The following is a 21,973-nucleotide window of genomic DNA, read 5'->3' as shown; positions in this document are numbered from 1 at the left end:
GCCCCCGTGCTGAAGGAAGCCAGCCCCGATGCGGCGCTGCAGTTGCTGGCGCTGCTGCAGCGCGACGCGCGCCTGATCGACTTCGTCGGCGAAGAGCTCGGTGCCTACGACGATGCGCAGATCGGCGCCGCGGCGCGCGTGGTGCACGAGGGCTGCGCCAAGGTGCTGCGCGAGCATTTCAGCATCGTGCCGGTGCGCACCGAGGCCGAGGGCAGCCGCATCACGCTGGCCGCCGGCTTCGACGCCTCGCAGGTGCGCCTCACCGGCCAGGTGGTCGGCCAGGCGCCCTTCACCGGCAGCCTCAGCCACCGCGGCTGGCGCGTCACCGAGGTGCGCCTGCCGAAGCTGGCCGAGCGCCACGACGCGCGCGTGCTGGCGCCGGCGGAGGTGGAACTTTGAACGAAGTCCGCTACGCCATCGGCATCGACCTCGGCACCACGCACAGCGCGCTGGCCTTCGTCGACCTTGCCGCCAGCGACGGCGACGCCCTCGTCGGCGAGGTGATGGCGGTGCCGCAGCTCACCGCGCCCGGCACGGTGGAGGCGCCGCCGCTGCTGCCGTCCTTCCTGTACCTGCCGCATACCGACGAACTGGCACCCGGCGAACTGGCCCTGCCCTGGTCGGCCGAGGGCCGCGACGTGGTCGGCGAGATGGCGCGCAGCCGCGGCGCGACCACGCCGATCCGACTGGTGTCCAGCGCCAAGAGCTGGCTGTGCCACCCGGGCGTCGACCGCCGTGCCGCCATCCTGCCGCACGACGCGCCGGCCGAGGTGGCCCGGGTGTCGCCGCTGGAGGTGTCGGTGCGCTACCTCGATCACCTGCGCCGCGCGTGGGACCACGCGCACCCCGACGCGCCCTTCGCCGAGCAGGACCTGACGGTGACCATCCCCGCCTCGTTCGACCCCGCCGCGCGCGAGCTGACGGTGGAGGCCGCCCGCGCCGCCGGCTGCGGCCACCTGACGCTGCTGGAAGAACCGCAGGCCGCGCTGTACAGCTGGATCCAGGGCAGCGGCGGCGCCTGGCGCAAGCAGGTGCGGCCGGGCGACATCCTGCTGGTGGTCGACGTCGGCGGCGGCACCGCCGACTTCTCGCTCATCGCCGTGCTCGAGCGCAAGGGCAACCTCGAGCTGCACCGCGTCGCCGTCGGCGACCACATCCTGCTGGGCGGCGACAACATGGACCTGGCACTGGCCCATGTGGTGGCGCGCAAGCTCGCCACCGCCGGCACCACGCTGGACGCCTGGCAGATGCGCGCGCTGACGCACGGCTGCCGCCACGCCAAGGAGCGCCTGCTGGGCGCCGGCGGCGAAGGCCGCGATGCCGAGCCCATCGTCGTGCCCAGCCGCGGCAGCAAGCTCATCAAGGGCTCGATCCGCACCGAGCTGACGCGCGGCGAGGTGTCGGCCACGCTGCTGGACGGCTTCTTCCCGGCGGTGGACGCCGCAGCCCGCCCGCAGACCCGCGTGCGCGCCGGCCTGGCGCAGCTGGGCCTGCCCTATGCGCAGGACGCCGCGGTGACGCGCCACCTGGCGGCCTTCCTGGGCCGACAGCTGGGCGCGGTCGCCGAGCTGGAAGGCTTCGCCGACCGCGTGGCGCCAGGCGCCAGCTTCATCCACCCGACCGCGGTGCTGCTGAACGGCGGCGTCTTCAAGTCGCCCGCGCTGGCCGAGCGCACGCTGGCCACGCTGAACGCCTGGCTCGCGGCCGACGGGGCCGATGCGGCGCGGCTGCTGGCCGGTGCCGACCTCGACCTGGCGGTGGCCCGCGGCGCCGCCTACTACGGCCACGTGCGCCGCGGACAGGGCGTGCGCATCCGTGGCGGCACGGCCTTCGGCTACTACATCGCCGTCGAGTCGACGATGCCCGCGGTGCCGGGTGTCGAGCCGCCGGTGCAGGCACTGTGCGTGGCGCCCTTCGGCATGGAAGAAGGCACCGACGCGGCCGTGCCCGAACTGGTGCTGGGCCTGGTGGTGGGCGAGCCGGTGAGCTTCCGCTTCTTCGCCTCGTCGGTGCGCCGGCAGGACGTCGTCGGCACCCTGCTCGACCTGTGGGGCGGCGACGAGCTGCAGGAGCTGGACGCCATCTCGGCCACCTTGCCCCCCGAGGGCCGCCGCGCCGGCGACGTGGTGCCGGTGCGCCTGCACGCCCGCGTCACCGAGGCCGGCACGCTGGAGATCGAGGCCATGGCGCTGTCCGGTGGCGAGCGCTGGAAGGTCGAGTACGACGTGCGCGGCACACGGCAGGAGTCTGTGGAGGCCGGGTGAGCAACGCGCGCCGCCACGGGCCGGCCGCCAAGGGACCCGTCGCCAAGGGACCCGTCGCCAAGGGGTCGGCCGCCCAGGGGCCGGCCTTCAGCGTCGGCATCGACCTGGGCACCACGCACACGGTGGTGGCCTTCGCGCCGGTGAAGGCCGGCGCCTCGCGCCAGTCGATCCGCCTGTTCGACATCGACCAGCTCGTCGCCGCGGGCGAGGTGGCGGCGCGGCCGCTGCTGCCCTCGGTGCGCTACCACCCCGCGGCCGGCGAACTGGCCGCCGGCGACACCACCCTGCCCTGGCCGCCGGCCACCACGGACGACGGCGCCGTGATCGGCATGCTGGCCCGCCAGCTCGGCGCGCAGGTGCCGGGGCGGCTGGTGACCAGCGCCAAGAGCTGGCTGTCGCATGCCGCGGTCGACCGCCTGGCCGACATCCTGCCCTGGGGCGCGCCGGCCGACGTGCCCAAGGTGTCGCCGGTGGCCGCCAGCGCCAGCACCCTGGCGCACGTGCGCGCGGCCTGGAACCACCACCACCCGGCCCAGCCGCTGGAGCAGCAGGAGCTGGTGCTGACGGTGCCGGCCTCGTTCGACGACGCGGCCCGCACGCTGACGCTGCAGGCCGCCCGCGACGCCGGGCTGCCCACGCTGCGCCTGCTGGAGGAACCGCAGGCAGCGCTGACCGACTGGCTGTTCCGCCACCGCAAGACGCTGCGCGAGGACCTGGCCGACACGCGGCTGGTGCTGGTGTGCGACGTCGGCGGCGGCACCACCGACCTGAGCCTGGTGCGCGTCGACCTGCAGGACGACGAGCCGCGGCTCGAGCGCATCGCCGTCGGCCGGCATCTGATGCTGGGCGGCGACAACATGGACCTGGCGCTGGCCCACCTGGCGGAGACCCGCCTGGGTCAGGCCGAGGCGCGGCCAGGCCAAGCCCAGCCGAGGCTGGGCGCCGGCCAGCTGGCGCAGCTGGTGGAACGCTGCCGCGCCGTCAAGGAACGCCTGCTCGCCGCCGACGCACCGGCCAGCGCCAGCGTCACCCTGCTGGGCGGCGGCTCGCGGCTGGTCGGCGGCGCGCGCTCGGTGGAGTTCACCCGCGACGAGGTGCACGCGCTGATCGTCGACGGCTTCTTCCCCCAGGGCGCGGCCGACGAGGGCCCGCGACGCGAGCGCGCCAGCGGGCTGGTCAGCTTCGGCCTGCCCTACGCCGCAGACGCTGCGGTAACCCGTCATGTCAGCGCCTTCCTGGCACAGCACGCAGGCGCCGGCTGGCCCGATGCCGTGCTGCTGAACGGCGGCGTGTTCCGCGCCCACGCCATCGCCACGCGCCTGCAGGCCACGCTGTCGGGCTGGAGCGGCCGGCCGCTGCGCCTGCTGCACAACGACGACCCGGATGTGGCGGTGGCGCGTGGTGCCGTGGCCCATGCGCTGGCCCGCCGGGGCCTGGCGCCGCGCATCACCGGCGGCTCGCCGCGCAGCTACTTCCTGCAACTGGACGACGGCGCCGGTGGCCTCGCCAAGCCCGGCGTGTGCCTGCTGCCGCAGGGCAGCGAGGCCGGCCACGAACTGCGGCTGGAGGGCCGCCGCTTCGCACTGCGGGTCGGCGAGCCGGTGCGCTTCCACCTGGCGGCCACCACCGCCGATGGCGCCGGACACGCCACGCCCGCGGCGGGCGACCTGGTCGACCTGGCCGACCGCGACGCGCAGGCGCTGCCGCCGCTGGCCACCGTGGTGCGCGCTGACGTGCGCGCTGACGTACCTGGCGAGGGCCGCCGCGAGATCCCGGTGCAACTGGCGGCCATGCTGACCGAGGTGGGCACGCTGGAAGTGCACTGCCTGGCCGCCGACGACCCGGCGCAGCGCTGGCAGCTCGAGTTCCAGTTGCGCGGCGAGCCGACCGCGGGAGCCGCCGCCACGGCGGGCTTGCCACCGCGCTTCGACGAGGCCGTGGCCTGCATCGAGCGCGTGTTCGGCGCCCGCCTGCGCGACGCCGACCCCAAGGCCGTCAAGCAGTTGCGCCCTCAGCTCGAAGCCCTGCTGGGCCACCGCGAGCGCTGGCCGACCGCTCTGCTGCGCCCGCTGTTCGACGCGCTGTGGCAGCGCCACCGGGGCCGCCGCCGCTCGGCCGACCACGAGCGGCTCTGGCTCAGCCTGGCCGGCTGGTGTCTGCGGCCCGGCTTCGGCGACGCCCTGGACGGCTGGCGCATCGAGCAGCTGTGGCCGCTGTTCGAGCAGGGGGTTCAACATGGCCACGAGGCGCAGGTGAACAGCGAGTGGTGGACGCTGTGGCGGCGCGTCGCCGGCGGGCTGGACGAGGCGGCGCAGTCGCGCCTGCTGGAAGACTTCGCGTTCAACCTGCGCGGGGCCGAGGCCGGCCTGGGCGAGCGCCCCGCGCGCCTGGTGAAGGGCGGCTGGGACGAGATGCTGCGCCTGGGCGCGTCGCTGGAACGCGTGCCGGCCGAGCACAAGGTGGAGATCGGCGACTGGCTGCTGCAGCGCCTGCGCCCGGCCGCCGCCGGCACCGGCCCGCGGCCGGTGCGCGACCCCTGGACACTGTGGGCGCTGGGCCGCCTGGGCGCCCGCGTGCCGCTGTACGGCAGCGCGCACGGCGTGGTGCCGATCGAGACGGCGCAGGCCTGGCTGGACGTGCTGCTGGCGCTGGACTGGAAGCAGGCCGACGGCGCCGCGGCCGCGGCGGCCAACCTGGCCCGCCGCAGCGGCGACCGGGCGCGCGACCTGCCGCCCGAAGTGAGCGAACGGGTGGTCGGCCGGCTGCAGTCGCACGGCGTGCCGGCGGCCTGGATCGACCGTGTCCGCGAGGTCGTGGCGCTGGACGAGGCGGCCGAGCGCAGCCTGTTCGGCGACGCGCTGCCGCCTGGCCTGAAGCTGCTGCACTGAGCGGCCGTAGACTGGCATCGCTGCGGTGGCGCACGGTGGCACCACGGCATTTCTTCAGGAACGGGACGACATGACACTGGCGATGGGGTGGGACGAGTGGGCCGCGCACGACGCCGTGGCGCTGGCCGAACGGGTGCGCCGTGGTGACGTGACGCCAGCCGAACTGGCCCGCCAGGCGGCCGCCGGCATCGCCAAGGTCAACCCGCTGCTGAGCGCGGTGGTCGAGGTCTTCGACGACGCGGTGGCCGACCCCGTGGCGGCCGGCGCCCGCGCCGACGGCTTCTTTGCCGGCGTGCCCTTCCTGATGAAGGACCTGGGCCCGACGATGGCGGGGCGGCTGCAGGAAATGGGCTCACTCTTCATGCGCGGCCACCGGCCCGCCGACGACAGCTTCCTCACCGGCCGCATGCGCCAGGCGGGCCTGAACCTGATGGGCCGCACCACCACGCCGGAGTTCGGCGTCTGCTCGTCGGCGGAGAACCCCGCGGTCTACGTCACGCGCAACCCCTGGGACCGGGCCTACACCACGCTGGGCTCGTCGGCCGGCACCGCGGCGGTGGTGGCCGCCGGCGTGCTGCCGCTGTCGCACGCCACCGACGGCGGCGGCTCGATCCGCATCCCGGCCGGGGCCAACGGCAACCTCGGGCTCAAGCCCTCGCGCGGCGTGTTCTCGATCGCGCCCAAGCTGTCCGACCTGAGCGGCCTGGTCTCCACCCAGGGCTGCCAGAGCCGAACGGTGCGCGACACCGCCGCCTTCGTCGACCATTGCCGCGGCGGCGCGCCGGGCGAGTTCATGCCTTACTGGACACCGGCAGAGCCTTGCCTGCAGCTGATCCAGCGCGACCCCGGCCGGCTGCGCATCGCGCTGTCGCACGAGTGGGGCGACTACCGCGCCACGCCGCACTTCGTGGCCGAGCTCGAGCGCGCGGGCCGCCTGCTGGAAGGCCTGGGCCACCACGTCGAGTGGGCCGTGCCGGCGGTCGACTTCCGGGCCGCCTTCGCCGCCCAGACCACCTGCTACATCAGCAACTTCGCGCAGACCATCGCCAACCTGCTGGCCTCGCACGGCCTGCAGCGCCCGCCCGCCGGGCTGATCGAGCCGATCAACATCCGCATCTGGGAGGCCGGCCTGCACACCAGCTTCACCGAGCGGGCGCAGATGCAGGCGGTGTTCAACACCACCTCGCGCGCCTTCGGCCAGTTCTTCGAGGCGTGGGACATCGTGCTGACGCCGATCACGGCGCTGCCCACGCCGCTGATCGGCGACACCGACTACCTCACCCTCAGCGACAACCCGTCGGTGCTCGACTGGTTCGAGCACCTGTGGCGCAATTTCGCCTACACGCCGCTGTCCAACCTGTGCGGCATCCCGGGCCTGTCGATGCCGCTGGGCACGCAGGAATCCGGCCTGCCGCTGGGGATCCATGCGCAGGCCCGCCAGGCCAACGATGGCCTGTTGCTGCAACTGGCGGCGCAGGTCGAGCGCGCGCTGGGCGGGCGCTGGAACGACGGCCGCCGGCCGGCCACGCACGTGACGCAGGCCTGACGGCCTCCGGCCCCGCGGCTGCGGGGGTCGCCCCGGGCTTGAATTCGGCCGCGGCATCGCCCATATGCCACCGGTGAGTGCATTGGTCGCCCTGGGCGTTCTCGTCGTCGTTGCCGTCCTGGTGGCCGCCACCCTGGCCGGGCCTGCATTGGCGCGGCTGTGGCGTCGGCAGCGCATCACGCAAAGGCCCTTCCCGGCCGCCTGGCGGACCATCCTGCGCCGCCGCGTGCCGCTGGCCCGCGAGCTGCCGGCGGCGCAGCAACTGCGGCTGAAGAAGCGCATACAGGTGCTGCTGGCCGAGGTGCCGTTCATCGGCTGCGCAGGGCTGAAGGTCACCGACGAGATGCGCGTGACCATCGCCGCGCAGGCCGCCTTGCTGCTGCTGGGCCGCGGCGGCTCGTTCGGCAACCTGCGCGAGGTGCTGGTGTACCCGGGCCACTTCGTCGTGCCACGCTCCGAGGCCGGGCCCGGCGGCGTGGTGCACGAAGGCCGCGACGTGCTGGCCGGCCAGAGCTGGCAGCGCGGCCAGGTGATCGTGGCCTGGGACGCGGTGCGCGACGGGGCGGCCGACCCGCACGACGGCGCCAACGTCGTGGTGCACGAGTTCGCGCACCAGCTGGACCAGGACACCGGCGTGGCCAACGGCGCCCCCTACGTCGGGCGCGGAGCGCTGCAGCAGGCCTGGGCGCGGGTGATGGGCGACGAATTCCAGGCGCTGCATGCGCGGCTGGCGCGCGACGAACCCGGCGTCCTGGCACCCTATGCCGCCACGAACGCGGCCGAGTTCTTCGCCGTCGCCAGCGAGCACTTCTTCGAGCAGCCGGCGGCGCTGGCCGCCGAGCGGCCGGCGCTGTACGAGCAGCTCAAGCGCTGCTATCGGCTGGACCCGGCGGCCTGGTAGGCGGCGCGGCCCGATCGCCCGGCTCGTGCCGAGGCTCAGTCCCCGTCGACGTGGCAGGTGCTGCGCTTCATGCTGTCCTGCAGCGCGCGCACGCGCTTGATGGCGCCGCTGCGGTCGTCGAACTCCGCCACCATCAGGTCGAGCGCACCCAGGCGCTCGTGCACCTCCACCGGCAGCCAGGGCGCGCCGAGCGCGGCCCATTGCGCGTCCGTCAACGGCAACTCGCCGGTCAGGAAGATCTGGTGCCGGTGCGCGCCGGTGTCGAAGGACGCGGCCACCGCCTGCCCCTGGTCGCGCGGCCGGCACAGCCCGTGTGCCATGGTCTGGTCGAACACGATCAGGTCGCCCGGGGACAGTGCCAGGCGCACGCCGGCATGCGGCATGACGAACTCCACGTCGGCCGCGTCGAGCACCAGCAGCCAGAACAGGCAGCCCGACCAGTGGCGCGCGACGTCGTTGTGGAAACCCGCGCCCCACGAGGCCAGGTAGTCGATGCGGTGGGCCACGCTGTCGCGGTAGCCCGCCGGGTCGTCGCCCAGCACGCCAGTGACCTGCAAGGCCTCGGCGATGCGGTCGGCGAGATTGGGCGCGCAGGGCGCGGCGCGGGCCAGGTCCTGTGGCGTGGTGGTGGCGTAGTCGATGTCGGAGAACGCCTCGAGGCGCACCCTGGCCAGGCCCTGCGCCGCCAGCCCCGCCAGGGCGTCGTCGCCCAGGAACGCCGTGTGCAGGACGTGCACGCGACCGTACGGCGCGCGCGCGTCGCCGGCATGCCGCAGCTCGTCGCTGCGCACCGCAAAGGCGCGGAAGGGCTTGGGCACCGCATGCTCGTCGGCGGCGATCAGGCGGTGGGCGCAGGTCGGCGGCATCGCGGCATTGTCGCGACTGCGCGGTAGGCACGAGACCCCCACGCCCCGGGCGGCGCCGGTGGCGACTAGAGTCGACCCCTCCCCACCCGCCGCGCGAGCGACGCCGCCATGACCCGCCTGCCCTTGGAACTGCATCGCCTGTACGCGCCCACGGACCCGACCCTCGAGACCGGCGAGCCCGGCCTGGTCGATGCCGGCGGGCAGGTGCGGGCCATGGTGCTGGAGCTTCGGCGACCGGCCGACTGGGCGGCCCTGGCCAGGGTGTGGCAGGGCGTGCAGGCCGACCTGGACCTGCCCGCGCCGGCCATCGCGGTGTCGGGCCAGGACGGCTACCAGCTCTGGTTCTCGGTGGCGCAACCGGTGCCCGCGGCCAGGGCCATCGACTTCCTCGACGCGCTGCGCGCGCGCTACCTGGGCGACGTCAAGGCGTCGCGCGTGGCCCTGTGGCCCCGGCTCGATGCCGACACGCCGACCCAGGTGGTGCATGCGCCCTGGGTGCCGGCGCCGCAGGCGGACAACGGCCGCTGGTCGGCCTTCGTCGCGGCCGACCTGGCCCCGGTGTTCGCCGACGAGCCCTGGCTCGATCTGCCGCCCAACCCCGACGGGCAGGCCAGTCTGCTGGCGCCACTGGCCAGCATCGCGCCGGCGGATTGGCAGCGGGTGCTGGACCAGTTGCGCCCCGCGGCGCCAGCGCCGGCGCCATCGGCCGCGCTGCCCGAGGCCACGGCCCCCGCGTCGACATCGCGCGCACCCGCGGCCGGCGGCGGGCTGGACCCGAAGCGCTTCCTGCTGGAGGTGATGAACGACGAGACCGTGGCGCTCGCCCTGCGGGTGGAGGCGGCGAAGGCGCTGCTGCCCTATGCCGACGGGCTTGGGCGCCCTTGACGGGGCGACCCGACCTGCGGATTGAACAGTTGCGGCCGGCCCGCGATGCCGTGCGGCGCGCCGGCCGTCACTCGGCGGCGCTGGCCGCGCGCGCCATGCCGGCGTCCTGCGCCTGCTTGAACCCGTCGACGATGCGTGCCGCCTGGGCCTGGGCCTGGCTGGCCTGCGCGGCCTGCGTGGCCGCCACGGAGGCGGCAGTGCCGCCGACCTCCATGCCACAGCCCGTCAGGGCCAGGGTGCCCAGCAGCGAGGCCAGCGTGGCGGCGGTGGTGAACCGTGCGGGGCGTTCGATTCGTGGCATGGGAAGCTCCATTCGCCGGGGTGGGCCGAAGAGCGTAGCGCAATCCGACATACGGCTCACCCCGGCGCGGGGGTGAAGCGTGCGATCCTGGCGGTCGTGTGCCCCGCGCGGCGTGCCAGCGCCGGCCGCGCTGTACCCCGGGGGCTCATGCCGGCGACGCCGGCACGCAGCCGCCCGATCAGCAACGCCCCGAACGCCGGCTGCGCGGCTGCAGCTTGTCCAGTTCGGCGAACTGCTGCTTCAGCAGGATGAGCAGCGCGCGGGCGTGGTCCACCGGCAGGCGCAGGCTGGTGGTGTCGGCCTGGTCGTCGCGCGCCGGGCGGGGCAGCACCAGCACGTCGAGGCCGATCTCGATCACGCCCTTGTCGTGCCGCATCGCCTTCAGGCGCTGCACTTCGATGTTGTAGGTCTTCACGCGTGTTCTCCTGCGTTGGGGCAAGCCTTGGATTGTCCGCGCTGGCGCCGCGGCCTGTCGACCCACGGTGCGCACCCGCCGCCCGGCACAGGCCACGGCCCGTCGGCATGACAATGCGCGCGCCGTGGCACCGGACCGCATCCCGCGGGCCGGCCCGCCGGCAAGGAGCGACGCGATGGCCTTTCACGATGTCCTGGCGCGCGCGGTGGCCATGGTGGGGGCCGGCGCCATCCTGTGGCGGCGGCAAGGCAACCCGGGCGCCCCGGCGGTGGGTGCCGCCCCGCAGATCCCCGCCGCGCAGCCGCAGGGCCGCCTGCCGACGCTGAAGATGCCCAGCGCCCAGGGCTGGTCGGCCGGCCAGTTGCCACAGGCGGCGTCGGGCCTGAAGGTCAACGCCTTCGCCGCAGGGCTGAAGCACCCGCGCTGGATCCTGGTGCTGCCCAACGGCGACGTGACGGTGGCCGAGGCGTTGCAGTCGGGTGGCCAGCCGCGGTCGCTGTTCGACCACGCGATGGTGGCCACGATGCGCCGCGCCGCCGCGGTCGGCGACAGCCCCAACCGCATCACGCTGCTGCGGGATGCCGATGGCGACGGCGTGGCCGAACAGCGCCACGCGCTGCTCGAGCACCTGAACCAGCCTTTCGGCATGGCGCTGCTGGGCGACACCTTCTATGTCGGCAACACCGACGGACTGGTGGCCTTCCCGTACACCGCGGGCACCACCCGCATCGATGCGCCCGGCCGCCGCCTGGCCAGCTTCAAGCCGGGCGGCCACTGGACGCGCAGCCTGCTGCCCAGCACGGACGGCCGCCGGCTGTACGTGGGCGTCGGCTCGCTCAGCAACATCGGCGACCACGGACTGAAGGCCGAGGAAGGCCGCGCCTGTGTCTACGAGGTGGACGTGGCGACGAACCACTGCCGCGTCTTCGCGTCCGGCCTGCGCAACCCGGTGGGGATGGCCTGGGAGCCGGTCACCGGCCGGCTGTGGACGGTCGTGAACGAACGCGACGGCCTGGGCGACGAGACGCCGCCCGACTACCTGACCTCGGTGATGGATGGAGGCTTCTACGGCTGGCCGCACTGCTACTGGGGCCGGACGGTGGACGACCGCGTGCCGCAGGACGCCGCCCTGGTGGCCCGCGCGCTGACCCCCGACTACGCGCTGGGCGGGCACACCGCCTCGCTGGGCCTGTGCTGGATGCCGGCCGGCACGCTGCCGGGCTTCGACGTCGACGGCATGGTCATCGGCCAGCACGGCTCGTGGAACCGCAGCAGGCTCAGCGGCTACCGGGTGGTGTTCGTGCCCTTCGCCGATGGCCGGCCCGCCGGGGCGGCGCGCGACCTGCTGTGGGGCTTCCTGGCGCCCGACGAATCGGTGTCCTACGGCCGCCCGGTGGGCGTGGCCATCGGGCCGGACCACCGATCGCTGCTGGTCGCCGACGACGTGGGTGACGTGGTCTGGCGGGTGGCCGGCGGCTGATCGGTTCGCTCGCGCACAGATCGGCTGCCGACGAGTCGGTAGCCTGGGCCGCTGCGGATGTCGCCCCGGAGCCTGCCTTGAACCTTGCCACTGCCCTGTCGATCGCCGCGGCCTGCGCGGCCCTGGCCGCCTGCGGCGACACCGCCCGGCTGACCGTGGCGGACGGCACGGGCCGGCAGCCCCGCTGGGTGCCACCGCACCCGACGCTGATCCCCACCGTCAACATCGCCCCGGCCCGCGGCTGGCCGGAGGACGTCACGCCACAAGCGGCCGCCGGCACCCGCGTGGCGGCCTTCGCCAAGGGCCTGTCGCACCCGCGATGGCTGCTGGTGCTGCCCAACGGCGACGTGCTGGTGGCCGAGACGAATGCCCCCGCCCGGCCCGAAAGCGGCAAGGGCCTGAAGGGCGCGATCATGGGCCTGGTGATGAAGCGCGCCGGCGCGGCCGTGCCCAGCGCCAACCGCATCACGTTGCTGCGCGACAGCCAGGGCACCGGCGTGGCCGACCTGCGCAGCGTGCTGCTCGAAGGGCTCAACTCGCCCTTCGGCATGGCCCTGGTGGGCAACAACCTGTTCGTGGCCGACACCGATGCCGTGCTGCGATTTCCCTACGTCGCGGGGCAGACCCGGATCACCGAACCCGGCGTCGTGGTGGCGAGGCTGCCCGGCGGCACCATCAACCACCACTGGACGAAGAACCTGATCGCCAGCGCCGACGGCCGCAAGCTCTTCGTCACCGTGGGCTCCAACAGCAACGTGGCCGAGCGCGGCATGCCGGCCGAGGCCGGCCGCGCGGCGATCTGGGAACTGGACATCGCCAGCGGCCAGCAGCGGCTGTTCGCCAGCGGCCTGCGCAACCCGAACGGCCTGGCCTGGGCGCCGGGCGGCGCGCTGTGGACCGTGGTCAACGAGCGCGACGAGATCGGCAGCGACCTCGTGCCCGACTACCTGACCTCGGTGCGCGACGGCGGCTTCTACGGCTGGCCGTACAGCTACTTCGGCAGCCACGTCGACATCCGCGTCGAGCCGCCCCGCCCCGACCTGGTGGCCACGGCGCTGGTGCCCGACTATGCGCTGGGCCCGCACACCGCGTCGCTGGGGCTGGCCGCCTCGGCCGGCACCACGCTGCCGCCGCAGTTCGCCCATGGCATGTTCATCGGCCAGCACGGCTCGTGGAACCGCCGGCCCGCCAGCGGCTACCGCGTCGTCTTCGTGCCCTTCGACGGCGCGCGGCCGTCCGGCGCCATGCCGCTGGACGTGCTGACCGGCTTCCTGGACGAACAGGGCCATGCCTTCGGGCGACCGGTCGGCGTGGCGATCGACCGCCGCGGCGCCCTGCTCGTCGCCGACGACGTGGGCAATATGGTCTGGCGCGTCACCGCCTCGCCGTGACCGCATCCCCGGGTCGACCGGACCGACCCTCGCCCGAGGGCGACCCGCCCGGCGGACGGCCCGCGGCAGACACGCCTGCGGACACCGCGGTCGGCCTCGCCGTGCACCACCGGCCGCTGGACCTGTCCGACCGCGTCGCGCTGGCCATCACCAAGCTCCTGCGCTTCGGCGCCGACCTGTTCTTCGCAAAGCGCTACGGCCACCGCGCGGTGGTGCTGGAGACCGTGGCCGCCGTGCCGGGCATGGTGGGCGCCACGCTCACCCACCTGGGCTGCCTGCGCCGCATGGAGGACGACGGCGGCTGGATCCGCACCCTGATGGACGAGGCCGAGAACGAGCGCATGCACCTGATGACCTTCGTCGCGATCGCCCGGCCGACCGCCTTCGAGCGCCTTGTGGTGCTGCTGGCCCAGGGCGCCTTCTACATCGGCTACTTCCTGCTCTACCTGGTGTCGCGGCGCACGGCGCACCGGCTGGTCGGCTACTTCGAGGAGGAGGCCGTGCTGAGCTACACGCTCTACCTGGCCGAGATCGAGGACGGCCGCACGCCGAACCCGCGGGCCCCGGCCATCGCCCGGCAGTACTGGCACCTGGCCGACGAGGCCACCCTGGCCGATGTGGTGCGGGTGGTGCGCGCCGACGAGTCGCAGCACCGCGACGTCAACCACGGCCTGGCCAGCGCGCTGGCGAGCGGGCTGGCGGTCGGGCCGCCGGGCCGGGCGTGAGCGGTGCGGCCTTCGCGGCGCACTGGTACGCTCTGCTAAAGCATTAGCTGAGCGCCTCTAAAGGTCAGCGCCATCGGACATACCGCACGCCGCGGCACGTCCCGCGCGGCGCCCTGCCGCGCCTTGCGCTCACCGCCCGCTCAGCTTGGCAGCGACGGCCCGCTCGAGCGTGTCGAATCCCGACGACACATCAATCACCTTGCCGTTGAGGATGAAGGTGGGCGTGGTCTTGACACCGCCCAGGGCTGCGGCGCGCCGATGCTCCTGGATGCGCTGCGTGTAGATGCGGTCGGCCATCTCGGCGCCGAAGCGGATCGTGTCGAGCCCGATCGACGCCGCATGGCCGGTCAGCGCCGGCAGGTCCAGGGGGTGGGTCTGGGCGAAGAGCAGCCGGTGCATCTCCCAGAACCGGCCCTGCGCGGCGGCCGCCTCGGTGGCCTCGGCGGCCAGTTCGGCATGCGGGTGCAGTTCGGTCAGCGGCAGGTGCCGGAACACGAAGCGCAGGCGCGTGCCGCTGGCCTCGATCAGGCGCTGCGTCGGCGGCTCGGCGCGGATGCAGAACGGGCATTCGTAGTCGCCGTACTCGAGCAGCGTGACGGTGGCGTGGGGGTCGCCCAGGCTGTGGTCGGCGGCGGCCAGGGCCGGCTGCGTCTCGGCCACGGGGTCGTCGCGGTTCATGCGTCCACGCCCTGGGCTCCAGCCCGCAAGGTGGCCACCAGGGTGATCTCCGGCACGCTCGCCAGCGCCTTGGACAGCGGGCAGTCGCGCTTGGCGGCGTGGGCGATGGCCTGGAAGCCGGCCTCGTCGAGGCGCGGCACGCTGGCCGTCAGGCGCAGCGCGATGCGGTCGATCACGAAGCCCTCGCCCTGGCGGGACAGGCGCACGTCGGCCTGGGTGTCGACGGTGTCGGTGGCGAAGCCCGCCTTCTCGCAGGCGAACGAGAAGGCCATCGTGAAGCAGGCGGCGTGCGCGGCGCCCAGGATCTCCTCGGGGTTGGTGCCGACGCGGTCGTCGCCAAATCGGCTGGAGAACCCATAGGGGGCCCGATCGAGCGCCCGGGTCTCGGTGCTGATCTGCCCCTGGCCGGTCTGGCCCGAGCCCTCCCAATGCACGCTGGCGGTCTTGTCGGTCATGGTGGAGCCTTTCGGGGGCGGTCGGACGGGTGGCGGGCTCGTGCGGCGAGGCTGCCGCAGGTCGGTCGGCCGATGGTCGCGGGCCGGGCGGCGGCGGTCTGTTTGACAACGCACCGATTGGCCGACGGATGGCGATCGGGGCCGATCGGCCCTGGGGCAGCGGGCCGACGCGTCGCGCGCCGGGGCCAGGCGTTCAGCGTTTCAGTTCGGCCCGCTTGCCGGTGACCTCGCGCCAGTCCTCGGCATCCGGCAGCGCCCCATTGGTCTTGGTGATCGTCGGCCATTGGCGGGCCAGTTCCGCGTTCAGCGGGATGAAGTCCTGCTGGTCGGCCGGCACGTCCTCGTCGGCAAAGATCGCCGAGACCGGGCACTCGGGCACGCACACCGCGCAATCGATGCAGTCGTCGGGATCGATCGCCAGAAAGTTCGGGCCCTCGCGGAAGGCATCCACCGGGCACACGTCGACGCAGTCGGTGTACTTGCAGTGGATGCAGGCTTCGGTGACGACGAAGGTCATGCCGTGTCCACCTGCGGTCGTGGCGCCACGGGGCGCGCCGGGTTGGCCCGTGGCGGCGAAGACCTTTGTATAAGAAGCATCATCCGTGCATCTTAATGACGATCGCGTCCGCAAGGACCTATGCTCGATACCTCATCAAGGGCATCCCTGTGACCCGCGCCGTGTAGCTATCGCGGCGCCGGCCCACCACACACGCCATGACCCCAGGACAGCCCGTCGACGCCCCGGCCGTCGGCGACGACGAGTCGCCGCTGGCGACGCTGGCCGCCTGCCATCGTCACCTGCTGACCCAGTGCGCCGTCCTGCAGCGCCTGATCGACCCGCAGGACGGGTATCGGCCGGACCGGCCGGCATGCGACGCTGTCCACGGCGCGGTGTGCTGCCGCGACACCGCGCTGCAACCCCACCACGCCGACGAGGAAGTCGAACTGTTCCCGGCGCTGATCGACGCGATGGCGGGGTCCGACGCGGTGTGCCTGCGCGAGATGGTGGCGTCGCTCACCGAAGAGCACCGCGACCTCGAGCGCCGGTGGCGCCTGCTGCGTCCGACGCTGGATGGCCTGGCGGCGGGCCGCGCGCCGGGGCCGGCCGCTGACGAACTTCAGGCCTTTGTCGACCGGTGCCAGCGGCACGTCGCACGCGAAGATGCCGAACTGCTGCCGATGGCCGGCCGGTTGATCGGCGACGCCGAGTTGACGCGCATCGGCGATGCCCTGCGCACCCGCTGCCCGCAGGACCCGGGCGTCGGCCCGTCGCCCACCGATTCGGTCAGCGACTGGCCCAGCCGCCGCTGACCGGGAACACCTGGCCGACGAAGCAGGCGGCGGCGTCGCTGCACAGATAGGCGGCAAACAGCGCGTCCTCTTCGGCGCTGACCAGGCGGCCCAGGGGCACGTCGCGCTTCAGGCGCTCCTGGAAGCGCGGGTTGGCCTGCACCTCGGGCCCGTAGTAGGTGGGGTTGTCGACGAAGTTCTGCGCGATGGCGTTGAGCTGCACGCCCTGCGGTGCCAGTTCCAGCCCCACCGATTGCACGTAGGCCAGCTGCGCACCCCGCGCCGCGCTGTAGCTGCCGGTGCGCTTCTGGCCGCGCAGCGCTGCGGCGCTGCCCATCACCAGGATGCGGCCCTGCCGGCGTTCGGTCATCTGCGGCAGCACCGCGGCCACCAGGCGCGGCATCGGATCGACCAGGTGGGCGAACACCTCGCGCCACTCGGCGTCGTCGATGTCGGCCGCCGGGGTGCTGGGGGCCGGCAACGCCAGGTGCACCAGCAGCACGTCGATGTGGCCCGCGGCCTGGACGATGGCGCCGGGCAGCGTCGCGTCGTCGGCCAGCCGCCGCTCGTCCTCGATCACCGTCGCGCCCAGGCGTCGAAACACCTCGGACAGCGCCGGCCCCATGAAGTCCTTCGACTGGGTGAGCAACACCCGCTTGCCATCGAGTCTGGTGGAGGTCATCTCACCAGTATCTCCACGCCGGCCGGGCCCGGCCGGTGGCGCCTCCACCGTGTTTACCCTGCCCGTCTCTTGGTGTACTGGTCGTACGTCGGACGCGCCACGCCGCGCAAGCGCGTGGCGGCCACGCGGTCGGCGGCCTCGCGCGGGCTGCCGGCCCAGAAGGCGCGGCCGGCCTTGCGCAGGCGCGCGGCGGTGTTGAGCAGATGGCCATACGCTGCCACACGCGCGGCCACCGGGTCGCGCACGCGGATGGCCTCGCACAAGGCCTGATGCTCGGCCCGCACCTGCGCGGCCAGGTCGGCGCGGCGCGCCTCGTTGCGGCGCGTGACGTGGATGGCGTCATGCAGCGCGCGGGTCAGCAGGCCCAGCAGGTCGGAGTACAGCGGGTTGCGGCTGGCGCTGGCGATGGCCAGGTGGAAGGCCAGGTCTTCGGCGACGCCATCGCCGCCGCGCTGGACGGCGTCGTCGATGGCCTGCAAGGCCCGGGCGATGGCCTTCACGTCGGCCGCGCTGCGCCGCTGCGCGGCCAGGGCGGCCATCTCGGCCTCGACGCCGCGGCGCAGTTCGAGGATGCGCAGCACGCCCAGCGCCGGGTCGTCGCGCGTGGCCGCCAGCACCCTGAAGGCGTCGGACGAGCGCGCATCGAGCACGACGGTGCCGCTGCCCTGCCGGCTGTCGACCAGGCCCTGCGATTTCAGACGCGCGATGACCTCGCGGATGACGGTGCGGCTGACGCCGTAGTGCGCGGCCAGCGCGACCTCGGTGGGCAGCCGCGACGCCACCGGGTAGGCCCCGGCGCGCACGCGCTGCGCAAGCTCGGCGGCGATGCGGTCGGCAAGGGTCGGCTCGGCGGTGAGGGCCATGCGGGAAGCCTACCATCCCTCGGTCGTCCTTGACCAATGGGTATGACGAATGTGTAATACAACTTGGATGCCAAGCGCAGGCCCGCGCCCTGCAGTGCCCGCCGCACGCGCAGGCGTTGCCCTTCCATTCCAGTTCGCTCGGAGAACCCCATGAAGAAGAACGTCGGCATGGTCGGCATCGGCCTGATGGGCCACGGCATCGCCAGCAACCTGGTCAAGCATGGCCACGCCCTCGCGGTGCTGGAACACCCCGGCAACCAGCCGCTCGATGCGCTGAAGGCCGCGGGCGCGGTGAGCCTGCACAGCGCCGCCGAACTGGCCGCACGAAGCGACATCGTCATCCTGGTGCTGACCGGTTCGCCCCAGGTCGAGGCCGTGCTCACCGGCCCCGGCGGCGTGCTCGAAGGCCTGCGGCCCGGCAGCGTGGTGATCGACTGCTCGACGGCCATCCCGTCGTCCACGCTGCGCATGGCCCAGGCGGTCCAGGCCGCGGGCAGCCGCTTCCTCGACACGCCGATGACCCGCACCCCGAAGGAGGCCGCCGAAGGCCGCCTGAACCTGCTGGTGGGTGGCGACGCGGCACTGCTCGACGAATGCCGCCCGCTGCTGCAGTGCTTCGCCGAGAACATCACCCACGCCGGGCCGGTGGGTGCCGGCCACGGCATGAAACTGCTGCACAACTACGTGTCGCTGGGCATGGTGACGCTGCTGGCCGAGGCCGCTGCGTCGGCACAGCGCAATGGCGTCGCGCCCGAGGTGTTCGTCGACGTGCTGTCCAAGGGCGGCGGCGGCGGCACCGCGCTGGAGCGCATCAAGCCCTACCTGCTGTCGCACGACCCGTCGGGCCTGCGCTTCTCGATCGCCAATGCGTGCAAGGACCTGGGCTACTACCACGCGATGGCCGCCGACGCCGGCGCCGAACGGACGATCGCGGCGGCCGTGCTGTCGACGCTACAGGGCGCGCTGGAGCATGGCGAGCCCGGGGCGCTCGTGCCCGAACTGGCCTCGATCCTGGCGCAGGGCACCCGGCCCTGAGGGGCGCGGGCACGCGTCTCCTGCGCGCTATGGAGGCCGCGCTCGCCGGCCCCCATCTGCGGGGGCTCGGTTCAGGTGGGCTGCGGTATAACGGCGCGTCGTCGCGGCATTCGCCGCGTTCGGCGCCACAACGCCGCTTGAAAGTCGTCCCCATGCCGTCGCTCCCCACCGCCCTGTTCCGTGTCGCTCTGGCCACCCTGTTGGCCTCGGCCACGGGCGCCCAGGCCACCATCACCGTGCACACGTCTCAGGCCAGCTTCCTGAGCGCCATCGCCGCGGCGGCCACCGACACCTTCGACGCCGAGTTCTCCGACGGACCCATCTTCCCGTACGTGGGCACCGCCGGCCCGTTCGGCTACTCGGCCGATGCCGATTTCGACGGCATGTTCTTCGTCGCCAACGGCGCGGACGTCTACCTGTCGACCAACACGCCCCAGGAGTCGATCACCTTCTACGACTTCACCGGTGGCGTGCAGGCCGTCGGTGGGCTGTTCTTCGCCACCGATTTCAACGGCGTCGTGGTGCCTGGCGTGTCGGTGTCGTTCTCGGCCACCGATGTCGACGGCAGCGTGACCCACACGCTGGCGAGCAGTCACGCCGGCAGCTTCATCGGCTTCGTCTCCGACGGCCCGCTGTTCACGTTGCAGGCCCTGGCCGCACCGGCGGGCTTGGCCAACACCTTCACCACCGTCAACAATCTGACGCTGGGCGTGGCGGCTCCGGTGCCCGAACCCGGCCAATGGGCGCTGATGCTCGGTGGACTGGCGTTGATCGGCGGGGCCCTGCGCCGACGGGCCTGAGGGCGCGCCGATCGGCAACGTCGGCGCTCATCCGCCGGCCACCCACCGCGCCGCCACCACGGCGGCACTCACCACCGTCAGCCAGCCGACCACGAAGCGGCGCCCGTCCTTGAACCCGTTCAAGCCGGGTCGCGGTAGCGGAAGGTGCCCATCGCCGGCGCGGCCAACTCGCCGCGTTCGTCGGTGATGCGGGCCTCGCAGAAGCACACCGAACGGCCGCCGCCCGTGGCGCGCCCGGTGGCCACCAGCCGGCCACCGGGCGGCCGCATGAAGGCCACGTGCAGGTCCACCGTGACCACCTCGCGGGCGTAGTCGATGCGCGACAGGGCGGCATGCGCCATCGCGCAGTCCAGCAGCGTCATGACCACGCAGCCATGGCCGCCCGCATGGTTGTTCAGCAGCTCGGGCCGCAGGTCGATGGCCACGCGCGAGGTGCCGCCCTGGGCGTGCTCGATCGCGATGCCCAGGTGGTCGATGAAGGGCACGTGGCGGTCGGGGCCGCTCTTCGGGCGATGGGTCATCCCCTGCCCCGCTGCGCGGCGCCGGCCGCGGCCGAGAAGTCGCGCGGGCCGGTGAGCGACAGGCCGCCGTCCACCGGGATCACCGCGCCGGTGATGTAGCTGCCCCAGTCGCTGGCCAGCAGCATCGCCATGCGGGCGATGTCCTCGAGGCGGCCCAGGCGCTTCAAGGGCACGCGCTCGGCCATCGCCGCCAGTGCGGCCTCGCCGGGCGCCAGGCGGCGCAGGCCCTCGGTGTCGGCGATCGGGCCTGGCACGATGGAGTTGATGCGGATGCCCTGGCCGCCCCATTCGAGTGCCAGCACCTGCGTCAGCATGTCCACGCCGGCCTTGGCGGCGCACACATGGGCCTGGAACGGCGTCGGCGTGAAGGCCTGGCTGGCCGATATCTGGATCACGCAGGCCCCCGGCTGTCGCAGGTGCGCATGGGCCAGCCGCACGACGTTGAAGCTGCCCAGCAGGTCGATGTCGACCACCGTCTTGAAGGCATTGGGCGACATGTCCAGCGCGCTGGCCAGGAAGTTGCCGGCCGCGCCGGACACCAGCACGTCGATGGGTCCGAAGCGCGCCACCGCCTGCGTGTAGGCCGCCGACAAGGCCTCGGGCTGGCGCACGTCGGCCGACTGGCCCTGCGCCTCGGCGCCCAGGGCCTGCAGCTGCGCCACCGCGGCGGCCACCTTGTCGGCCGAGCGGCTGATGATGAAGAGCCTGGCCCCCGCGCGGGCAAAGGCCTTCGCGATGCCGAGGTTGATGCCGCTGGAGCCGCCGGCGACGAAGACGTGGCGGCCGCGGAACTGGTCGGTGCGCAGGTCCATGGTGCTCATTCCAGCTTGAAGCCGATCTCGGCCAGCATCTTCTGCTCGCGCTCGAACTGCGCGCGGGCGTAGGCCGCATAGGCCTCGCCGCTGCTCACCGCCGGCTGCATGTCGAACTGCTCGAGCTGCGCCAGGTAGGCCGGGTCGGTGGCTGCCTTGGCGAAGGCGGCGCCCAGCCGCGCGGCGATCTTCGGGTCGAGGTTCTTCGGCGCGACCAGGCCCACCGGCGACTCGATGACGAGCTCGTGGCCCAGCTCCTTCACCGTCGGCACGTCGGGGAAGCGCTGCAGCCGCCGGTCGGTGAAGCTGGCCAGCAGCCGCACCTTGCCGCCCTTGGCCTGGGGGCCGAAGCCGGGGTCGCCGTAGACGTCGAGCTGCCGGCCGATCAGCGTGGTCCAGGCCTCGCCGCCGCCCTTGAACGGGATCATGTTGAATCGCGTGCCGTTGGCCCGCGCCAGACGCTCGCCATAGATGCGGTTCGCGCTGGTCGCGCCGACGTTACCGTAGCTGATCTCGCCGGGGCGCTTCCTGGCGTCGGCCAGCAGGTCGGCCAGCGTCTTCCAGGGGGCATCGGCCGCCACCGCGATGGCCGTGGTCAGGCCGAACAGGCCGCCCAGGTAGGTGAAGTCGCGCAGCGGGTCCCAGGTGATCTTCTGCGTCAGCGGCGCGCGGATCACGCTGTTGTGCATCACCGCCACGGTGTAGCCATCGGCCTCGGCCATCATCGCCACGCTGGCCGGGCCGGTGATGCCGCCGGCGCCCGGCTTGTGCATCATCACGACGGGTTGCCCCAGCTCACGCGAGGCGGCCTCGCTGAGCGCCCGGAAGACCGGGTCGAAGCTGCCCCCGGCCGGGAACGGCATCACCAGCGTGATCGGCCGCGCAGGAAACGGCTCGGCGGCCCGGGCGGGCGCGGCGACCAGCGCGGACATCGCGGACATCGCGGCGAGCGCGGCCAGGGCATGGCGGCGGGTGGGGTGGCATGTCATCGGGAGTCTCCTTCGGGGTGCTTCGGCAAGGGCAGATCACGGAACGAGCCTGGTGCCCGGGACACGACGCGGCCGTCGGCATCGGTGACGGTGGCCTGGCACCAGGCCCTGCCGTCGGCGTCACGCAGCAACTCGCCGATGGCGGTGAGCACGCGACCTCCGAGTTCGATCAAGCTGCTGCGGTGC

At 73.4% G+C, this 21,973-nt stretch carries 24 protein-coding genes; 12 read left to right on the top strand and 12 right to left on the bottom strand.

Going from position 1 to position 21,973, the window contains the following annotated elements; translation table 11 throughout:
- The 5 genes from EOINJALH_RS17185 to EOINJALH_RS17165 all read left to right on the top strand — a co-directional run.
- Nucleotides 1-399, top strand: a 399-nt coding sequence (locus tag EOINJALH_RS17185; RefSeq protein WP_088282256.1) for a DUF2760 domain-containing protein, incomplete at its 5' end; no start/stop codon positions are given.
- Nucleotides 396-2,264, top strand: a complete 1,869-nt coding sequence (locus EOINJALH_RS17180; RefSeq protein WP_088282221.1) for an Hsp70 family protein — start codon at nucleotides 396-398, stop codon at nucleotides 2,262-2,264. The genes EOINJALH_RS17185 and EOINJALH_RS17180, both read left to right, overlap by 4 nt.
- Nucleotides 2,265-2,386: 122 nt before the next feature.
- Nucleotides 2,387-5,152, top strand: coding sequence for an Hsp70 family protein (locus tag EOINJALH_RS17175; RefSeq protein WP_404872770.1), 2,766 nt, complete (start codon nucleotides 2,387-2,389; stop codon nucleotides 5,150-5,152).
- 70 nt (nucleotides 5,153-5,222) lie between these two features.
- A complete protein-coding gene (locus EOINJALH_RS17170; RefSeq protein WP_088282217.1) occupies nucleotides 5,223-6,698 on the top strand; it encodes an amidase in 1,476 nt (491 codons plus the stop codon).
- A gap of 73 nt (nucleotides 6,699-6,771) precedes the next feature.
- The gene (locus EOINJALH_RS17165; RefSeq protein WP_199873400.1) at nucleotides 6,772-7,599 is read left to right on the top strand and encodes a zinc-dependent peptidase; all 828 of its coding nucleotides are present in this window, start codon (nucleotides 6,772-6,774) and stop codon (nucleotides 7,597-7,599) included.
- Between the two features lie 35 nt (nucleotides 7,600-7,634).
- Here the strand turns inward: EOINJALH_RS17165 and EOINJALH_RS17160 are convergent, their stop codons facing one another.
- Complete coding sequence (locus tag EOINJALH_RS17160; protein ID WP_088282213.1) at nucleotides 7,635-8,465, bottom strand: hypothetical protein; 831 nt, start codon at nucleotides 8,463-8,465, stop codon at nucleotides 7,635-7,637.
- A gap of 108 nt (nucleotides 8,466-8,573) precedes the next feature.
- On the opposite strand from EOINJALH_RS17160, the gene EOINJALH_RS17155 reads away from it, so the two are divergent.
- Nucleotides 8,574-9,350, top strand: a complete 777-nt coding sequence (locus tag EOINJALH_RS17155) for a hypothetical protein (protein ID WP_088282211.1) — start codon at nucleotides 8,574-8,576, stop codon at nucleotides 9,348-9,350.
- A 67-nt stretch (nucleotides 9,351-9,417) separates the two neighbouring features.
- Here the strand turns inward: EOINJALH_RS17155 and EOINJALH_RS17150 are convergent, their stop codons facing one another.
- The gene (locus EOINJALH_RS17150; RefSeq protein ID WP_144290063.1) at nucleotides 9,418-9,651 is read right to left on the bottom strand and encodes a hypothetical protein; all 234 of its coding nucleotides are present in this window, start codon (nucleotides 9,649-9,651) and stop codon (nucleotides 9,418-9,420) included.
- A gap of 178 nt (nucleotides 9,652-9,829) precedes the next feature.
- Nucleotides 9,830-10,066, bottom strand: a complete 237-nt coding sequence (locus EOINJALH_RS17145) for a hypothetical protein (protein WP_088282207.1) — start codon at nucleotides 10,064-10,066, stop codon at nucleotides 9,830-9,832.
- Between the two features lie 175 nt (nucleotides 10,067-10,241).
- Here EOINJALH_RS17145 and EOINJALH_RS17140 point away from each other — a divergent pair, with 175 nt between their 5' ends.
- The 3 genes from EOINJALH_RS17140 to EOINJALH_RS17130 all read left to right on the top strand — a co-directional run bounded on the left by EOINJALH_RS17140 (nucleotide 10,242) and on the right by EOINJALH_RS17130 (nucleotide 13,662).
- The gene (locus tag EOINJALH_RS17140; protein WP_088282205.1) at nucleotides 10,242-11,546 is read left to right on the top strand and encodes a sorbosone dehydrogenase family protein; all 1,305 of its coding nucleotides are present in this window, start codon (nucleotides 10,242-10,244) and stop codon (nucleotides 11,544-11,546) included.
- 77 nt (nucleotides 11,547-11,623) lie between these two features.
- The gene (locus EOINJALH_RS17135; protein ID WP_088282203.1) at nucleotides 11,624-12,937 is read left to right on the top strand and encodes a sorbosone dehydrogenase family protein; all 1,314 of its coding nucleotides are present in this window, start codon (nucleotides 11,624-11,626) and stop codon (nucleotides 12,935-12,937) included.
- Between the two features lie 101 nt (nucleotides 12,938-13,038).
- Nucleotides 13,039-13,662 (top strand): alternative oxidase, encoded by a 624-nt coding sequence (locus EOINJALH_RS17130; RefSeq protein ID WP_199873399.1) that lies wholly within the window; start codon nucleotides 13,039-13,041, stop codon nucleotides 13,660-13,662.
- Nucleotides 13,663-13,791: 129 nt separating this feature from the next.
- On the opposite strand, the gene EOINJALH_RS17125 is transcribed toward EOINJALH_RS17130, so the two are convergent.
- From EOINJALH_RS17125 to fdxA, 3 genes are all read right to left on the bottom strand, one after another.
- Nucleotides 13,792-14,340, bottom strand: coding sequence for a thioredoxin domain-containing protein (locus tag EOINJALH_RS17125; RefSeq protein WP_088282199.1), 549 nt, complete (start codon nucleotides 14,338-14,340; stop codon nucleotides 13,792-13,794).
- Nucleotides 14,337-14,795 (bottom strand): OsmC family protein, encoded by a 459-nt coding sequence (locus tag EOINJALH_RS17120; protein ID WP_088282197.1) that lies wholly within the window; start codon nucleotides 14,793-14,795, stop codon nucleotides 14,337-14,339. The genes EOINJALH_RS17125 and EOINJALH_RS17120 overlap by 4 nt, the downstream gene beginning before the upstream one ends.
- Nucleotides 14,796-14,988: 193 nt before the next feature.
- Nucleotides 14,989-15,312 carry a ferredoxin FdxA gene (fdxA, locus tag EOINJALH_RS17115; protein WP_088282195.1) on the bottom strand — a complete coding sequence of 108 codons (324 nt, stop codon included), beginning with the start codon at nucleotides 15,310-15,312 and terminating at the stop codon, nucleotides 14,989-14,991.
- Nucleotides 15,313-15,509: 197 nt separating this feature from the next.
- Here fdxA and EOINJALH_RS17110 point away from each other — a divergent pair, with 197 nt between their 5' ends.
- Complete coding sequence (locus tag EOINJALH_RS17110; protein WP_088282193.1) at nucleotides 15,510-16,106, top strand: hemerythrin domain-containing protein; 597 nt, start codon at nucleotides 15,510-15,512, stop codon at nucleotides 16,104-16,106.
- Here the strand turns inward: EOINJALH_RS17110 and EOINJALH_RS17105 are convergent.
- Both EOINJALH_RS17105 and EOINJALH_RS17100 read right to left on the bottom strand, forming a co-directional pair.
- Entirely contained in the window at nucleotides 16,081-16,767 is a 687-nt protein-coding gene (locus EOINJALH_RS17105) for an SDR family oxidoreductase (RefSeq protein ID WP_088282191.1), read from the bottom strand. The two genes, EOINJALH_RS17110 and EOINJALH_RS17105, sit on opposite strands and share 26 nt — an antisense overlap.
- Before the next feature lie 53 nt (nucleotides 16,768-16,820).
- Nucleotides 16,821-17,630, bottom strand: coding sequence for a FadR/GntR family transcriptional regulator (locus EOINJALH_RS17100; RefSeq protein WP_088282189.1), 810 nt, complete (start codon nucleotides 17,628-17,630; stop codon nucleotides 16,821-16,823).
- Nucleotides 17,631-17,780: 150 nt separating this feature from the next.
- Between EOINJALH_RS17100 and EOINJALH_RS17095 the strand changes: the two genes are divergently transcribed.
- Nucleotides 17,781-18,665, top strand: coding sequence for an NAD(P)-dependent oxidoreductase (locus tag EOINJALH_RS17095; protein WP_088282187.1), 885 nt, complete (start codon nucleotides 17,781-17,783; stop codon nucleotides 18,663-18,665).
- Between the two features lie 152 nt (nucleotides 18,666-18,817).
- Nucleotides 18,818-19,465 carry a PEPxxWA-CTERM sorting domain-containing protein gene (locus EOINJALH_RS32810; RefSeq protein ID WP_088282185.1) on the top strand — a complete coding sequence of 216 codons (648 nt, stop codon included), beginning with the start codon at nucleotides 18,818-18,820 and terminating at the stop codon, nucleotides 19,463-19,465.
- A 119-nt stretch (nucleotides 19,466-19,584) separates the two neighbouring features.
- Here the strand turns inward: EOINJALH_RS32810 and EOINJALH_RS17085 are convergent, their stop codons facing one another.
- The 4 genes from EOINJALH_RS17085 to EOINJALH_RS31875 are packed head-to-tail and all read right to left on the bottom strand — an operon-like array spanning nucleotide 19,585 to nucleotide 21,939.
- Nucleotides 19,585-19,986 (bottom strand): PaaI family thioesterase, encoded by a 402-nt coding sequence (locus tag EOINJALH_RS17085; RefSeq protein ID WP_088282183.1) that lies wholly within the window; start codon nucleotides 19,984-19,986, stop codon nucleotides 19,585-19,587.
- Nucleotides 19,983-20,798: an SDR family oxidoreductase gene (locus tag EOINJALH_RS17080; protein WP_088282254.1), complete on the bottom strand. Its 816-nt coding sequence runs from the start codon at nucleotides 20,796-20,798 to the stop codon at nucleotides 19,983-19,985. The genes EOINJALH_RS17085 and EOINJALH_RS17080 overlap by 4 nt, the downstream gene beginning before the upstream one ends.
- Before the next feature lie 5 nt (nucleotides 20,799-20,803).
- Complete coding sequence (locus EOINJALH_RS17075; RefSeq protein WP_088282181.1) at nucleotides 20,804-21,787, bottom strand: tripartite tricarboxylate transporter substrate binding protein; 984 nt, start codon at nucleotides 21,785-21,787, stop codon at nucleotides 20,804-20,806.
- Nucleotides 21,784-21,939 (bottom strand): hypothetical protein, encoded by a 156-nt coding sequence (locus EOINJALH_RS31875; RefSeq protein WP_158219798.1) that lies wholly within the window; start codon nucleotides 21,937-21,939, stop codon nucleotides 21,784-21,786. The genes EOINJALH_RS17075 and EOINJALH_RS31875 overlap by 4 nt, the downstream gene beginning before the upstream one ends.
- Between the last annotated feature and the right edge of the window lie 34 nt (nucleotides 21,940-21,973).

It is taken from the genome of Ideonella sp. A 288 (assembly GCF_002198735.1).
Lineage (GTDB): Bacteria > Pseudomonadota > Gammaproteobacteria > Burkholderiales > Burkholderiaceae_C > Pseudaquabacterium.
This window is presented reverse-complemented; position numbering and strand designations above follow the sequence as displayed.